At 33.0% G+C, this 15789-nt stretch carries 15 protein-coding genes; 14 read left to right on the plus strand and 1 reads right to left on the minus strand.

Annotation, left to right across the window (positions count from 1 at the left end):
- The first annotated feature begins 1 nt into the window (after window position 1).
- From atpH to QMG60_RS04780, 14 genes are all read left to right on the plus strand, one after another.
- Complete coding sequence (gene atpH / locus QMG60_RS04715) at window positions 2-535, plus strand: ATP synthase F1 subunit delta (RefSeq protein ID WP_113677015.1); 534 nt, start codon at window positions 2-4, stop codon at window positions 533-535.
- Window positions 536-573: 38 nt separating this feature from the next.
- Entirely contained in the window at window positions 574-2151 is a 1578-nt protein-coding gene (atpA, locus tag QMG60_RS04720) for a F0F1 ATP synthase subunit alpha (protein WP_057115505.1), read from the plus strand.
- Window positions 2152-2230: 79 nt separating this feature from the next.
- Window positions 2231-3094 carry an ATP synthase F1 subunit gamma gene (gene atpG, locus QMG60_RS04725; RefSeq protein ID WP_281867037.1) on the plus strand — a complete coding sequence of 288 codons (864 nt, stop codon included), beginning with the start codon at window positions 2231-2233 and terminating at the stop codon, window positions 3092-3094.
- 567 nt (window positions 3095-3661) lie between these two features.
- Window positions 3662-4108: a GNAT family N-acetyltransferase gene (locus QMG60_RS04730; protein ID WP_281867038.1), complete on the plus strand. Its 447-nt coding sequence runs from the start codon at window positions 3662-3664 to the stop codon at window positions 4106-4108.
- Between the two features lie 95 nt (window positions 4109-4203).
- Window positions 4204-5664: an oligosaccharide flippase family protein gene (locus QMG60_RS04735; RefSeq protein WP_057115508.1), complete on the plus strand. Its 1461-nt coding sequence runs from the start codon at window positions 4204-4206 to the stop codon at window positions 5662-5664.
- Between the two features lie 28 nt (window positions 5665-5692).
- Window positions 5693-6127, plus strand: a complete 435-nt coding sequence (dut, locus tag QMG60_RS04740) for a dUTP diphosphatase (protein WP_057115509.1) — start codon at window positions 5693-5695, stop codon at window positions 6125-6127.
- An 84-nt stretch (window positions 6128-6211) separates the two neighbouring features.
- Window positions 6212-7228, plus strand: coding sequence for a sugar phosphate nucleotidyltransferase (locus QMG60_RS04745; RefSeq protein ID WP_057115510.1), 1017 nt, complete (start codon window positions 6212-6214; stop codon window positions 7226-7228).
- 43 nt (window positions 7229-7271) lie between these two features.
- The gene (locus tag QMG60_RS04750) at window positions 7272-8624 is read left to right on the plus strand and encodes a tetratricopeptide repeat protein (protein WP_281867039.1); all 1353 of its coding nucleotides are present in this window, start codon (window positions 7272-7274) and stop codon (window positions 8622-8624) included.
- Window positions 8625-8636: 12 nt separating this feature from the next.
- Window positions 8637-9416, plus strand: a complete 780-nt coding sequence (locus QMG60_RS04755; RefSeq protein WP_134138825.1) for a DUF4292 domain-containing protein — start codon at window positions 8637-8639, stop codon at window positions 9414-9416.
- A gap of 24 nt (window positions 9417-9440) precedes the next feature.
- Window positions 9441-10721, plus strand: coding sequence for a peptidoglycan DD-metalloendopeptidase family protein (locus QMG60_RS04760; RefSeq protein WP_134138827.1), 1281 nt, complete (start codon window positions 9441-9443; stop codon window positions 10719-10721).
- A 138-nt stretch (window positions 10722-10859) separates the two neighbouring features.
- Complete coding sequence (gene rbfA, locus QMG60_RS04765) at window positions 10860-11252, plus strand: 30S ribosome-binding factor RbfA (RefSeq protein ID WP_057115514.1); 393 nt, start codon at window positions 10860-10862, stop codon at window positions 11250-11252.
- 1 nt (window position 11253) lies between these two features.
- Window positions 11254-12453 carry an FtsX-like permease family protein gene (locus QMG60_RS04770; RefSeq protein ID WP_281867041.1) on the plus strand — a complete coding sequence of 400 codons (1200 nt, stop codon included), beginning with the start codon at window positions 11254-11256 and terminating at the stop codon, window positions 12451-12453.
- Window positions 12454-12625: 172 nt separating this feature from the next.
- Window positions 12626-14053 (plus strand): MATE family efflux transporter, encoded by a 1428-nt coding sequence (locus QMG60_RS04775; RefSeq protein ID WP_281867042.1) that lies wholly within the window; start codon window positions 12626-12628, stop codon window positions 14051-14053.
- Between the two features lie 20 nt (window positions 14054-14073).
- The gene (locus QMG60_RS04780; RefSeq protein ID WP_281867043.1) at window positions 14074-14676 is read left to right on the plus strand and encodes a hypothetical protein; all 603 of its coding nucleotides are present in this window, start codon (window positions 14074-14076) and stop codon (window positions 14674-14676) included.
- Between the two features lie 40 nt (window positions 14677-14716).
- Here QMG60_RS04780 and dusB read toward each other — a convergent pair whose 3' ends face one another.
- Window positions 14717-15709, minus strand: coding sequence for a tRNA dihydrouridine synthase DusB (dusB, locus tag QMG60_RS04785; protein ID WP_057115981.1), 993 nt, complete (start codon window positions 15707-15709; stop codon window positions 14717-14719).
- Window positions 15710-15789: the final 80 nt, after the last annotated feature.

Consider the following 15789-nt stretch of genomic DNA (forward strand, 5'->3'; position numbering starts at 1 on the left):
TATGGCAAGTACAAGAGCAGCAATTCGTTATGCAAAAGCAATTCTAGACTTAGCAAACTCTAAAGGTGTTGCCGAAGCTGTCAATAACGATATGAAATCAATTGCAGCAGCAATCGATACTAATACAGAATTGAGTACCTTTATCCAAAACCCAACAACAAAAGTTGAAGTTAAAGAAAGTGCTCTTCTAGAAGTTTTCGCAGATGTAAATGGAGTAACAAAAGGATTATTTCATTTATTATTTGAAAACAAAAGATTTGAAATTCTTAATGCAATCGCATTAGAATACAATAAATTGTTTGATGAAAGTAATGGTGTTGAAGTAGCGAAAGTTACAACTGCCATTCCAATGGATGCTGCTTTAGAAGCTAAGGTTTTAGCAAAAGTTGCAACTTTATCAGACAAAAAAATTACAATTGAAAATATAGTAGATCCTTCAATTATTGGTGGATTTATTTTAAGAATAGGCGATAATCAATACAACGCTTCTGTTGCAAACAGATTACAAGTATTAAAAAGAGAGTTAAGTAATTAGTTTTTATAACACAAAAAGTGTCTAAATTATAAATTAAGATGGCGGAAATCAAACCTGCTGAAATTTCAGCAATATTAAGAAAGCAAGTAGAAGGTTTTGAATCTGGTGCTACGCTAGAGGAAGTAGGAACAGTACTTCAAGTTGGAGACGGTATTGCTCGTGTTTACGGGCTGTCTAATGTACAATATGGAGAGTTAGTAGAATTTGATAACGGTATGGAAGGTATCGTATTGAATCTTGAAGAGGATAATGTTGGGGTTGTATTATTAGGACCATCAACAGGACTTAAAGAAGGATCTACTGCAAAAAGAACTCAACGTATTGCTTCTCTTAAAGTAGGTGAGCAAATGGTAGGACGTGTTGTTAACACTCTTGGTTTTCCAATTGATGGAAAAGGACCAATCGGTGGTGACTTATACGAAATGCCTTTAGAAAGAAAAGCACCTGGTGTTATCTTCCGTCAGCCAGTAACTGAGCCATTACAAACAGGTGTAAAAGCTGTTGATGCTATGATCCCAGTTGGTCGTGGACAACGTGAGCTTGTTATTGGTGACCGTCAAACAGGTAAATCAACTGTTTGTATCGATACAATCTTAAATCAAAAAGAATTCTACGATGCAGGAAAACCTGTATTCTGTATATATGTTGCAATTGGGCAAAAAGCTTCAACTGTAGCAGGAATCGCTAAAATGTTAGAAGAAAAAGGAGCAATGGCTTATACAGTTATCGTTGCTGCAAATGCTTCTGACCCAGCTCCAATGCAAGTTTATGCTCCATTCGCTGGTGCTGCAATTGGAGAGTACTTTAGAGATTCTGGTCGTCCAGCACTTATCGTGTATGATGATTTATCTAAACAAGCTGTTGCTTACCGTGAGGTTTCTCTTTTATTAAGAAGACCACCGGGACGTGAGGCTTATCCTGGAGACGTTTTCTACTTACACTCTCGTTTATTAGAGCGTGCTTGTAAAGTAATTGCTGATGATGGTATCGCTAAAAACATGAACGATTTACCAGATTCTATCAAATCTATCGTAAAAGGTGGTGGTTCATTAACTGCTTTACCAATTATCGAAACTCAAGCTGGTGACGTTTCTGCATATATCCCAACAAACGTAATTTCGATTACAGATGGTCAGATTTTCCTTGATGGAGATTTGTTCAACTCTGGGGTTCGTCCTGCAATTAACGTAGGTATCTCTGTATCTCGTGTTGGAGGTAATGCTCAAATTAAATCTATGAAGAAAGTTTCTGGAACTTTAAAATTAGACCAAGCTCAATTCCGTGAATTAGAAGCTTTCGCTAAATTTGGTTCTGACTTAGATTCTGTTACTTTAAATGTAATTGAAAAAGGAAAAAGAAACGTTGAGATCTTGAAACAAGGTTTAAATGATCCTTATACAGTTGAAAACCAAGTAGCTATTATCTACGCTGGTTCTAAAAACTTGTTAAGAAACGTTCCTGTAGAAAAAGTAAAAGAATTTGAAGCTGATTTCTTAGCTTACTTAAACAGTAAACATAAAGATACGCTTAACGCGTTGAAAGCTGGTAAATTAGATGACAGCATTACAGATGTTATCGAAAAAGCAGCAAAAGAAATCTCAGCAAAATATAACTAATAAGATAATAAGTAAATTAGATAATAAGACTTAGTTCTAATTATCTAATTTTCAAATTGTCACATTTTCTAATTAATAGATGGCAAATTTAAAGGAAATCCGTAATAGAATTACTTCCGTTTCATCGACGATGCAGATTACATCGGCTATGAAAATGGTTTCTGCTGCAAAGCTTAAGAAAGCACAAGATGCAATCACTGCAATGCGTCCTTATGCCGAGAAATTAACGGAGTTATTGCAAGATCTTTCTGCTACACTTGAAGGTGAAGTTGGAGGAGATTACACAACACAACGTGAAGTAAAAAAAGTATTGCTTGTAGCTATAACTTCTAACAGAGGTTTATGTGGTGCATTCAATTCAAATATTATTAAAGAGATTAAAAACCGTACAGAGTTTTACGCTGGAAAGCAAGTTGATGTTTTTGCTATTGGTAAAAAAGGAAATGATGCTTTAAACAAAACTCATAAAGTTCACGGTCATCATAATGCAATTTTTGATCATTTAACTTTTGAAAATGTTGCAGGAATTGCAGATAATTTGACTGAGAAATTTTTATCTGGAGAATACGATAGAATTGAATTAGTTTACAATCAGTTTAAAAATGCAGCAACTCAAATCGTTCAAGTAGAACAGTTTTTACCGTTAGCTCCTATTAATACTACTGGTACAGCAGCTTCTTCTGGAGATTATATTTTTGAACCAGGTAAAGAAGAAATCGTATTGACTTTAATTCCTAAGTCTTTAAAAACGCAATTGTATAAAGGTATTCGTGATTCGTTTGCTTCTGAGCATGGAGCACGTATGACTGCTATGCATAAAGCTACAGATAATGCAACTGAGTTGAGAAACCAATTGAAATTAACTTACAATAAAGCGCGTCAGGCTGCTATTACTAGTGAGATTTTAGAAATTGTTGGTGGAGCAGAAGCTTTAAATGGATAAATCAATTCATATTATATAAAGAAAAAGCCAGCGAAAGCTGGCTTTTTCTTTTATGGAAGTTTTTTCTTTTTTAATAATAATTTTATAAAATGGTGATTCTCAGATTATTCAAAATTTGAGAATCACTACCATTTTATAAAAAATTGACAGATAACTCTGCTGTGCTTTGTCTTTTATGGGAACAAACTAGCTTTATTAGTCCCAGTGCTCTGTTTTTTTAAGGGTTACATTTCAGCAGAATCAATCCCTGTGCTTTGTCTTTTATGGGAACAAACTAGCTTTATTAGTCCCAGTGCTCTGTTTTTTAAAGGGTTACAATACAGCAGAATCAATCCCTTGTGCTTTGTCTTTTATGGGAACAAACAAGCTTTATTAGTCCCAGTGCTTCCTTTTTTATAAGGGTTGTATTTAGCTTTCTCAATCCCTATGAAGCAAATTTAAGAAAACACTGTTTAAAAAAAGTTACATAATTTTTAACTTAAATTTATATATTTCACATGTTAGTGTTCTGGTTATTATATAAATGGCTCAGAAAAAATAATTAATTTTGAATTCTATTCTATTAAAATGGCTTTACAAATACTTGAAATTACTACGATTGAAGAAATGCTGGCTCAAATTGAAACCATCAGATTTCTATATCCCAATATCACTTTAGAAAAATATAAATCTTTTCTTTTGGAGATGATTCCGCATAATTATACTCAAATTGGCGTTTTTGAAAATAATAAATGTTTAGGAATTACAGGATGCTGGTCGGCAACAAAATTGTGGACAGGCAAATATCTCGAAATTGATAATTTTGTTGTTAATCCAGAATATCGATCTCAAGGAATTGGAAAACTACTCACTGATTATATCGAGAAAAAAGCAATAGAATTAAATTGCAGCAGTATTGTATTAGATGCATTTACTGGAAATTTTGGAGCACACAGATTTTATTACAATCAAGGTTACGCCCCAAGAGGATTTCATTTCGTGAAAATTTTGGATGAAAAGAAAATGACGGTGTAAAAGAGTTAGAACTTTTCTTTATTGCATCAAACAAAAGCACCATTAAACAAAAGAAATGGTTATTTTTGTCTTACAAACATTATTACAATTATATTTTGGGATTATATAAAAATCTATTCAAGCAAACAGCAATTTACGGACTGGCAACAGTTTTACCGAGAATGCTGAGTTTTTTATTAGTGAGATTATATACAGGAATTTTACCTACTGCCGAATATGGCGAGGTGTCGATAGTATTGTCTTGGATGGTTTTCTTTAACGTAGTTCTTTCTTACGGAATGGAAACCGCTTTTTTTAGATTTTATAGTGCTGAAGAAGATAAGAAAAATGTAATAGCGACTTCTACAATTTCGATTTTTTGGACATCAATTATTTTTCTATTTGTTGCTTTAATCTTTAGAAACACTTTAGCAAGTTTAGCAGAAGTAGATGTTCAGTATGTTACCTATACGGTTTGGATTTTGGTTTTGGATGCATTGGTTTTAATTCCATTTTCTAAATTACGAGCGAACCAAAGGCCAATGGTTTATGCAGCAATTAAAATTGGAAATGTGGTAATCAATTTATTACTGAATATTTTCTTTTTAATGTACCTGCCAAAATTAGCAGCCTCAAACCCTAATTCAGTTTGGGATAATTTATATGTCGAAAATTTCCAGATCGCTTATATTTTTATTGCAAATCTTTTGGCGAGTTTAGCAACTTTTATAGTTCTTTCTCCTAATTATCTTTCGCTTGGACGAAAATTTGATCCGGAACTTTGGAGAAGAATGATGAAATACGGACTTCCTATTTTGGTTGCAGGATTGGCTTTTGCTGTCAACGAACATTTTGATAAAATCTTATTAGGGTATTTGCTTCCAGAAAATTTGGCAAAATCTGAAGTTGGAGCTTATTCTGCTTGTTACAAGTTAGGTTTATTTATGGTTCTTTTTGCAACAGCATTTAGATTAGGAATCGAACCATTCTTTTTCAGCCACGCAAAAAATGCAAATGCTCCACAGACTTACGCCGTAATTACCAAATATTTTGTGATATTGGGTTCGCTGATTCTATTAGGAGTTATAGTTTTTGCAGATGTTTTAAAATACTTATTACTAGATAATAAATCCTATTGGGAAGCAATGAAAGTTGTACCGCTTATTATTTTGGCGAATTTCTTTTTGGGTATCTATAACAACTTATCGGTTTGGTACAAACTTACAGATAAAACAAAAATTGGTGCCTACATTTCTATTGTAGGTGCTATTGTTACTTTGGTTTTAAATTATTTTTTAATTCCAAAATACAGCTATTATGGTTCAGCAATTGCGACTATTTCGGCTTATGGCAGCATGATGCTTATTTCTTATATATTAGGAAATAAGTATTATCCTATTCCTTACGACATGAACAAGATTGGCGCTTATTTAGGCGTTTCGATATTATTTTCGATAATTTCATTTTATGGATTTAGAGAAAAATATTATGTTGGAATTCCACTTCTTTTAGCTTTTATGTATTTAGTTTACCACTTTGAAAAAGATACTATAAAAGGAATATTGAAGAGAAAGTAAGCCGGGATTAAAAATTTTATATTTAAAAATGAAAATACAAATTATCAATAAATCGCAGCATGATTTACCAAATTACGAAACCATTGCTTCTGCAGGAATGGATTTACGTGCCAATATTTTAGAACCAATTACGTTAAAACCTTTAGAAAGAGCTATTGTAAAAACAGGACTTTTTATTGAATTACCAATTGGTTATGAAGCCCAGGTTAGACCAAGAAGCGGTTTAGCTGCTAAAAAAGGAGTAACAGTTTTAAATTCGCCAGGAACTGTTGATGCAGATTACAGAGGAGAAATAGGAGTAATTTTAGTAAATTTATCTAATGATGATTTTGTAATTGAAAATGGCGAAAGAATTGCGCAGTTGATTATCGCAAAACACGAAAGAGCAGAATGGATTGAAGTTGAAACACTTTCTGAAACATCAAGAGGTGAAGGAGGCTTTGGAAGTACTGGAGTTAAATAGTTTTCTGTAATTCGGAAAAATTAAAAAAAGAAAGACCAAACCCAATGAAGATTTTTTAATCTTCCCATAAAAATCAAATAAAGAATGAAAATAATTGTGCCAATGGCAGGCCGCGGATCGAGATTGAGGCCTCATACACTAACGGTTCCGAAACCATTAATTCCTGTTGCTGGAAAATCTATTGTACATCGTTTAGTTGAAGATATTGCTAAAATATTAAAAGACCCTATTGAAGAAGTTGCATTTATTTTAGGCGACGAAGCTTTTTTTGGAGATGATGTCGTAAAAAGTTTAGAAGATTTAGCCAAAGGTTTAGGAGCAAAAGCTTCAATTTATCGTCAAGATCAACCGCTTGGAACAGGTCATGCAATTATGTGTGCAAAAGATTCTCTGTCTGGTCCAGCTGTAATTGCTTATGCAGATACTTTGATTAGAGCTGATTTTGAATTAGATCCTGAAGCAGATGCTGTAATCTGGGTAAAACAAGTAGAACAGCCGGAAGCTTTTGGTGTGGTGAAACTAAACCAAAATAATGAAATTATAGAATTGGTTGAAAAGCCAAAAGAGTTTGTAAGTGATTTAGCAGTTATCGGGATTTATTATTTTAAAGAGGTTGGAGTTTTAAGAAATGAACTTCAAAATGTTTTGGATAATAATATTCAAAATGGAGGAGAATATCAGATTAATGATGGAATCAAAGCCATGATGGCCAACGGTAAAGTTTTTAAAACTGGAAGTGTTGACGAATGGATGGACTGTGGAAACAAAGATGTTACTGTCGAAACCAATACTAGAATGTTAGGTTTTTTACATAACGACGGTGAACATTTAGTTGATTATGACGTGAAACTAGAAAACGCTACAATTATTCCGCCGTGTTATATTGGAGAAAATGTTGTCTTGAAAAATTCAACAATTGGTCCAAATGTTTCAGTTGGAAAAGGTTGCCACATAATTGACAGTACTATTAAAAATAGCTTAATTCAAACGTATTCTCAAATTAAAAATGCTAACTTAGATAACGCAATGATTGGTAATCATGTAAGTTATGATGGTAAATTTACTAGTGTAAGTATTGGAGATTATTCAGTTTTAGAATAAATAGGGATAAAATTTCGTTTTTGTTTAAAATGTAATTTTTATAATGATCAAAAAAAGAGTTTTTACAGTTTTGTTTTTTGCTTTATTCAGCACATCGGTTTCGGTTTTTGCACAGACAGAACCCGAAGATATTGCTATGGCAACAGATGAATATCAAGACTCATTTTATGAATCATTAAAACAAAAAGGAATTGAAAATTATGATAAAGCTATTGTGTCATTGGAGAAATGTATCAAACTAAAACCCAATGACGCAGTGGCTTATTTTGAATTAGGAAAAAATTATCTGGCACTCAAAGAATATCGAAACGCACAAGATGCTTTTGAAAAAGCTACGCAGCTGGATCCTAAAAATAAATGGTTTTGGCTTGGGATTTATGATGTAAGTTACGAGACAAAAAATTATCCGCTGGCAATTGAAACCATTCAAAAAATAATAGTTTTTGACGAAGAGTACAAAGACGATTTGATTTCATTATATATGATAACAAATCAGTACGACAAAGCTTTGACTGCGATTAACGAAATGAATGATAAGTTCGGAAAGTCTGCCGATCGTGAAATTTACAAAGCTCAAATTTTATCGCAGGGGAAATATCAAAATGCTGAAATTGACAATTTGGTTCAGCAGATTAAAAAAGATCCAAAAGAAGAATCCAATTATGTGAATCTTATTTTCTTATATTCAAAAAATAATGAAAACGAGAAATCACTCGAGGTTGCGAAACAATTAGCAAAAGAAATTCCGAATTCAGAATGGGCTCAAGTGAGTTTATTCAAAACATATTTGGATGCCAATCAAGCGGATAAAGCCATAAAATCAATGAATGTGATTTTAGCAAGTTCAAAAATTGATTCAAAAATCAAACATAGAACTTTGAACGAATTTTTGATTTATGTAAACAAAAATCCGCAGTATGCTCCAGATTTAGAAAAAGCAATTGCTTATTTTGACAACGATAAAGAAGTTGATGTTGCAAAAGAAATAGGAAAGTTTTACCATAGCAAAGGTCAATTTGAAAATGCGATTAAATATTATGAAAAAGATTTAAGCGCGCATTCAGATACAGATCTTGAAACCAATATGTTATTGCTGGAAGCTTATTCGCAGACCAAACAGTTTGATCCAATGACAAAAAGAGCGATGATGTTGATTGAAGTGTATCCGAGTCAGGCACAGTTTTATTACTATGCAGGTTTAGGAAGCAATCAGCAAAAGCAATTTAAAAATGCAAAAACCGTTTTAGAAATGGGTTTGGATTATGTTGTTGATGATGTAAAACTAGAAGCAAATTTTAATATTCAATTAGGAGAGGCATATAATGGATTGGGAGATGCAAAGAAAAAAGAGGAATACTTTTTGAAGGCAAATGAATTATTAAAGAAAAAAAAGTAAAAGAGAATTGAGATGAAAAGATATATAATACTATTAATACTTTCTACTGCTGTAATTTCGTGTAAATCGAAAGCCGTTGCAGTACAAGGTAATACAAGCCAGACAATTGCGCCAAAAGAAGACAAGAAAATAATCGAAAAACATTACGATAATAAACTAGATTTTTCTACTTTATATATTAAGGCAAGCGCAAAATATGTTGATGAAAAGCAAAGTCAAAATGTAACTGCCGAAATTAGAATCGAAAAAGACAAACAGATTTTAATAAGTGTTCGCTTTTTAGGAATTACAATGGCGAAAGCATTAATAACACCTTCTGCAGTAAGTTATTATGAAAAAATAAACAGCACTTATTATGAAGGAGATTTTACAAGCTTAAGTAAATGGCTTGGAACAGATCTAGATTACAGTAAAGTTCAAAACTTATTGGTTGGAGAAGCTTTTGACGATTTAAGAAAAGGAAAATATACGCAGACAATTGTAGAAAACCTTTTTAGACTGGATGAAGAAAAAGACGCTAATTTGAAAAAAACATTCTTCTTAGATGGCGAAAAATATTTAATTCAGAAAGAAGAGATTTCACAACCATCTGAAAATAGAAATTTACAGATAGCGTATTCAGATAGTAAAACTTTTGATCAAGGAACGCTTCCAACAAGTATCGAAATAAATGCGGTACAGCCAAAAGGAAAAACAAGTATTAATTTGAATTACAATAATATTTCATTTAACGAAGAACTTTCTTTCCCATATAGTGTTCCAAGTGGGTATAAAAAAGTTACAATTAAATAAATTTGCAAAAATAAAAATAGAAACATGCCAAAATTTCTCCTAAGCCTAGTTTTAATTTGTGCCACTACATTTATATGGGCACAGGATTCACAGCAAGAAAAACTGGAGCAGCGTAAAGCTCAAATTCAACAGGAAATCCGAGACAATGAAAAGATGCTTCAGTCTGTTCGAAAAAAAGAGAAATCTGCTGTGAATGAATATTTAATTCAGGCAAACAAAATCAAATTAAAAGAGAAATTAATTAATACAACCGCTAAACAGGAAAAAATCCTGAGTAACGATATGTATATTAATCAGGTTAAGGTAAATAAGCTCAAAAAAGAATTGGCAGTATTAAAAGAGGATTATGCAAAAATGATTTTGAAATCCTACAAAAGCCGTTCTGAACAGAGTAGAGCAATGTTTATTTTATCTTCAGAAAGTTTTTTGCAGGCTTACAAGAGAGCGCAATACTTAAAACAATATACGAATTACAGAAAAAATCAAGGTTTAGAAATTCAGTCTAAAACCGCTGAATTAGTAGATTACAATTCAAAACTTGACGGACAAAGACAAGTTAAGAAAAAAATTATTGCTGAGAATGAAAAAGAAAAGAAAAGCTTAGAAGAAGAAAAGAAAGAACAGCAAAAGCTTGTTAACACGATTAAAAAAGACAAAAATAAAATTATTGCTGATACAAAAGCCAAACAGCAGGAATCTAGAAGAATTGATGCAAAAATCAAAGATCTTATTCGTGAACAAATTAGATTAGCGAATCAAAGAGCTGAAGAAGAAAGACGTAGAAAAATAGCCGAGGGAAAAGCTACCGAAGCAGAAAAAGCAGAGGCGTCAACAACTAAAAGTTATTCATCAGATAAAATTACATTAACGCCAGAGGGTAAAATTTTAGCAGCAGATTTTAAAGCAAACCGAGGGAAACTGCCTTGGCCAGTGGAAAAAGGATTTATATCGCTTGGTTATGGAGATCAGCCGCATCCACTTTATCCTTCTTTAACTGTTCATAATTCAGGAGTAGAGATTACTACAGAACAAGGAGCAACAGCTCGAGCAGTATTTGAGGGAGTGGTATCAAAAGTTATTGCATTGTCTCCTGTAAACAGAGCCGTTTTTATTCAACATGGAGATTATTTTACGGTATACCAAAACCTAAGTTCGGTGTCTGTTGAGCAAGGTGATAAAGTAAAAGTGAAACAAAGTATTGGAAAAGTAAGAACAAGTGGAGACACTGGAAAAACAATTATTAAATTCTTAATTCTTCAAAATACATCAAATAATAATCCAGAAGGATGGTTACAAAACAGATAAAATTTAAAAGGAGCTTTTTTGCTCCTTTTTTTATGAAATAGAAAAATTAATCTGAAATTGAACTTATCCTAAATAGAAATTACTGCTTTCGTTAAGCTGAAATTATACGATTGAATTTAAAAATAGTATTTTTGCAGTATGGAAACAAATAGACAGAAAAAAATAGGCGGTGTTATTCAGAAAGATCTGGTTGACATTTTGCAAGGTGAAGTGCGAAAAAACGGAATTACTAATCTGGTAATTTCGGTATCCAAAGTTAGTGTAACTTCAGACTTATCTGTGGCAACAGTATATTTAAGCATCTTTCCTCAAGAAAAAGCACAAGAAACTTTAGAAGGGATCAAATCAAATACAACATTGATTAAACACGATTTATCACAACGTGTACGTTTGCAATTACGTCGTGTACCAAACTTGGTATTCTTTATCGATGACTCTTTAGATTATATCGAAAAAATCGACAATGCTTTAGCTGGAAAAGAAAACCCAATAGAGAATCGTGATCTTTTAGAAAAAAGAAGAAAATCATAAATTGAATTTCCCCCTTTACATAGCCAAACGTTATATTTTTAGCAGCAGCAAAAACAATGCTATCAATATTATTAACCGCATTGCCAGCATGGGAATCATTGTTGGCACGATGGCTTTGTTTGTGGTTTTATCTGTTTTCAGCGGATTAAAAGTTTTTAGCCTTTCGTTTACAAACGAAATTGATCCCGATTTAAAACTGGTGAGCACTTACGGAAAATCATTTTTAATCACACCAGATCAGGAAAGTCAGATTAAGAAAATTAACGGCGTTGCTTCTTACACCAAAATTATAGAAGAGCGTGTTTTATTTTTGTTTAAAGATAAACAGCAAGTTACTTATCTAAAAGGAGTTGATAGCAATTATGCAGTTGTCAATGATATTAAGAAAAAATTGTACAACGGTCAATGGCTCAAACCAGACAGCTATCAAGTTGTGATTGGATACGGTTTAGCTCAGAATTTTTCTATGGGAATTCTCGATTTTGAGAATCCGTTGCAGATTTTTGCCCCAAAACCTGGAAAAGGTGCAATCGAAAATCCGGAAGAAGCTTTCAATAAAACCGATGTCCTGCCTGTTGGGATTTATTCTATAAGCGAAGATTTAGATTCAAAGTATGTGTTTGCAGATTTAGGTTTAGTACAAGAATTATTAATGTATAAAACCAATCAAATTTCTGGAATTGAATTTAAACTCAAAGAAAATGCAGATGAAAATGCAGTAAAGACTCAGCTCAATGCTATTTTTAAAAATAAAATTACGTTAAAAAACAGAGCGCAATTAAACGAATCTTTATATAAAATGCTGAATACCGAAAATATAGTAGTGTATTTGATTTTTACTTTGGTGATAATCGTGGCTCTTTTTAATTTAGTAGGAGCATTGATTATGATGATTTTAGAGAAGAAAGGAAATCTTAAAACACTTTTTAATCTCGGAACAGAAATCAATAATCTTAGAAAAATATTTCTGCTTCAAGGAACTTTGTTAAGCTTTTTTGGTGGCTTAATCGGACTTATTTTGGGTATAATCCTAGTGATATTACAGCAGCAATATGAACTGATAATGATTACGCCAACATTAGCTTATCCAGTTGTTTTTTCACTAGAAAATGTTCTAATTGTAATGACAACTATTGTGATACTTGGATTTGTAGCCTCATTAATTGCAAGCAGCCGAGTAAGCAAAAAATTGCTGGATTAATTTCTTCTTTAAAAATATTACTTATATTTACCGCCTTGAAAATCTACAGCATATGATTGTTTCTGCCTAATCCTACTTTATTTTTTAGAATAATTAGGATACTTACGTTTTTATTTTTTTAGTTCAGATCATAGAGCATCTGGACGAATTTTATCATTTATCCTAAAATATCATGACAGAAACATCTATAAAGAAAAGTTTATTTTCTAAAATTTTTACCACATTAAAACAAGCCTTAAATGGCGACGAATCATTTGACTATACTTCTGGAAGTATAAAAAAAGCCGTTATTCTATTGGCCATTCCGATGGTTTTAGAAATGATGATGGAATCGGTTTTTGCTCTGGTCGATTTATATTTTGTCGGACATTTAGAGCATAGCAGTTTTGCTATTCAAACCGTTGGATTAACCGAGTCTGTACTAACAGTTATATATTCTCTTGCAATCGGGATGAGTATGGCGGCAACCGCAGTTGTAGCACGACGAATTGGAGAAAAAGATCCAGTCGCGGCTGCAAAAGCAGGAATGCAGGCGATCATTGTCGCAATTGCTGTAAACAGCGTTATGAGTATCTTGGGAATTATTTATGCCAAAGATATTCTGCTATTAATGGGAGCATCTCCTGAAGCAGCTGAACATGGTTTCCACTTCACACAGATTATGATTGGATCTAGTTTATGCATTATGCTTTTGTTCCTGATTAACGGAATTTTTCGCGGTGCAGGAAATGCGGCAATCGCCATGAAAAGTCTTTGGATTGCCAATATCTGCAATATTATTTTATGTCCAATTTTAATTAACGGTTTAGGGCCAATTCCTGCTTTCGGATTGGTTGGCGCTGCTTTGGCAACAACTTTCGGAAGAAGCATCGGCGTTTTATATCAGGTTTATCATTTGTTTTTTGGAAATGGAATTTTAAAAATTAAGATTCCATATTTTGTTCCAGATTTTAAACAAATTCAGGCATTAGTAAAAATCGCGGCTCCTGGAATTCTGCAATTTGTAATTGCTTCTTGCAGCTGGATTTTCTTAGCACAATTAGTCGCAACAACTGGTGGCGATCATGGTTCTGCAGGTTATCAAACGGCACTGAGAATTATGATGTTTTTTATTCTCCCAGCTTGGGGATTAAGTAATGCTGCAGCGACTTTGGTTGGACAGAATTTAGGCGCCAAACAAATTGAACGTGCCGAAAAATCGGTTTATACAACTGCGCGTTATAATGTGATTTTCATGGCGACAATTATGGTTATTACGCTTGCTTTTGGGAGATATATAATATCCTTTTTCACCAATGATGAAATGGTAAAAACGATTGCTGTCGAAGCACTTCAAATTATGAGCATCGGTTTTATCTTCTACGGAATAGGAATGGTTTTAATAAACACATTCAATGGAGCGGGAGATACCTGGACACCAACTGGAATTAATTTCTTTGGGTTTTGGCTGTTCCAAATTCCACTGGCGTATGTGTTGGCAAAACATTTTAATATGGGACCAACGGGAGTTTTTATTGCAATTCCTGTTGCTGAAACTGCGATTACTTTAGCCGGAATCTTTTTCTATAAGAGAGGGAAGTGGAAGAGAACTCAAGTTTAAATTAATGATATTTTTGTTTAATGGATTATTTTGAAGTTCGAATAAAAGGAGAGAGTAATTTTTGGAAAAAATTTGGAATATTTTCTGAAAGTCTTTTATATTTAGACAAAGATGTGCAGTTTAACGAAATTAAATTCCCTATTCATAAAGGAGATTTAAAAATTAAATTGTTAAATAATGATGGGAATGTTATCTTAAGTCCAAAAGATTTATTCAAGAAAAAACTTCCTGACTTCAGCGAAGTATCTTATCATAAAATACTATTCAAAAATGATTTACTAACGAAAAATTTCTGCGAAAACATTAATGGGATTGAGTTTGTTCCTATTGAATTACAGGGAGATTTTGATGTCAGCTATAGCTTGCTAAATTTTTCAACTATTATAAATTGTATAGATTTCTCTCAATCAAAATACGAGAAGTATATTCACAGTGTACCAGTTTTAAAAAAGAATGAAATACCTAAGAATATTGATGGTTTTTTTCTTTCAGGATGGCATTCAGGTGAAGAATGGAATAAACATCGTTTTCTAAATATAGTTAATGATAAGTTGAGGCTTAAATTTCTTTCCTTAAATAATGCAGTAGATTTTTTAATTTTCACAAAAGTTGAATTGATATAAGTATAAAAAAAGACCTTCAATTGAAGGTCTTTTTTTATATTTAAACAAATTCATATCCCGCATAAACCTGTTCAATTTCTTTCATAACAGCAAATAAATCTTCAGGAGCATCAGTTGTAACTAATTTTTGTTTGAATTCTTTGAAGGAATGAATTCCTTTGAAATAGTTCGTATAGTGACGACGCATTTCTACAATTCCCAAACGTTCACCTTTCCATTCCATTGACCACATTAAATGATTTCTAGCAGCTTCAACACGATCAATAACCGTTGGAGCAGGCAAGTGCTCGCCAGTTTTAAAGAAATGCTTGATTTCGTTAAAAATCCACGGATATCCAATCGCCGCACGGCCAATCATGATTCCGTCGATTCCGTATTCATTTTTATATTGTAATGCTTTTTCTGGGCTGTCAATATCGCCATTTCCAAAAATAGGCATTGTAATTCTTGGGTTGTTTTTTACACGTGCAATATGTGACCAGTCAGAATGACCTTTATACATTTGCGCGCGGGTTCTGGCGTGAATCGTTAAAGCTTGAACGCCAATATCCTGAAGTCTTTCGGCAACTTCATCGATATTAATTGAGTTTTCATCCCAGCCTAAACGAGTTTTTACGGTAACAGGCAAATCAGTTCCTTTAATAACCGCTTGTGTTAAACGTACCATCAAATCAACATCTTTTAAAACTCCCGCTCCAGCACCTTTGCAAACTACTTTTTTTACTGGACATCCAAAATTGATATCCACTAAATCTGGTTTTACTGTCGAAACAATTTTAGATGACATTTCCATCGCTTCTTCATCGCCGCCAAAAATCTGAATTCCGACAGGACGTTCGTAATCAAAAATATCCAGCTTCATGCGGCTTTTTATAGCATCACGAATTAATCCTTCCGACGAAATAAATTCAGAATACATCATGTCTGCCCCGTGCGCTTTGCATAATCTGCGAAACGGCGGATCGCTGACGTCTTCCATCGGAGCGAGTAATAAAGGAAATTCAGGTAATTCTATGTTGCCAATCTTGACCATCTTCGTAATTTTTTGCAAAATTACAACATTTCGTTTAATTTGAACCAAATTGAGGTTCAAAGGTTCAGAGTTGCAAAGGG

The organism is Flavobacterium sp. GSB-24, from assembly GCF_027924665.1.
Lineage (GTDB): Bacteria > Bacteroidota > Bacteroidia > Flavobacteriales > Flavobacteriaceae > Flavobacterium.